The organism is Aerococcus sp. L_32 (genome assembly GCF_050689315.1).
Window position 1 is genome coordinate 1 of sequence record NZ_JBOEQF010000805.1, and the last position, 832, is coordinate 832.

Below are 832 nucleotides of genomic sequence, written 5' to 3' on the forward strand. Positions count from 1 at the left end.
CTTTAAGGCAATTGGCTACTTTTTCCTCGTAACCACCTTTTTGATTGGCTTGACCTTGGTATTTGGTAAGCTAGTGAATGTTGGCGGTGATGTGGCACTTGGTGAAATCTCTACCGAATCACTTGATGGGATTGCGACTGGGATTAACTTACAAGATTTCGTCTTGAGTATTATTCCAAGCAATATCTTTCAAACTTTAGCTGATGGTAGCTTATTGCCAATCATTTTCTTTGCTATTTTCCTTGGTATAGGTCTAATCGCAATTGGTGATGAAGCAAAGCCAGTTATCTCTTTCTTTAAATCTTGGAAAACGGCCATCTTTAAAATGGTTGACTATGCCATACAATTTGCACCAATCGGGGTTTTCGGATTCCTAGCCTATGACGTTGCAATTTATGGAATTTCAGGTATTTCTTCTGTATTTAGTTTCCTATTCTGGCTATACATCGCATACCTAACAGCCGCCTTAGTAATTTATCCCATCATTGCTTACAGTTTCGGGGTATCCTACATTTCATTATTTAAATCCATCTCTGACTTGAGCTTTATTGCCTTTATTACAGGCGGTTCAAGCGTTGTATTACCATCACTTATCGACCGTTTAGAAGAAAATAAAGTACCAAAAGTGATCTCATCAGGTGTAACGTGCCTAGGCTACACACTAAATCTAGGTGGTGCAGCTATCTATGTATCTTTAGCCATTTCCTTTATAATTAATATATATGATGCTTCATTAACGATTTCTGATTTTGTCGTTTTAGTAGTTTTCCTTACTTTTATCACCAAAACAATCGCTACAGTGCCGTCAGGGGCAATTGTCGTGCTTCTTGCT

At 38.1% G+C, this 832-nt stretch carries 1 protein-coding gene; it reads left to right on the plus strand.

Translation table 11 applies throughout. From position 1 onward, the window contains the following. Window positions 1-10: 10 nt before the first annotated feature. The coding region (locus tag ACRCJ0_RS16605; RefSeq protein WP_431391261.1) for a dicarboxylate/amino acid:cation symporter at window positions 11-832 on the plus strand (822 nt) is incomplete at its 3' end.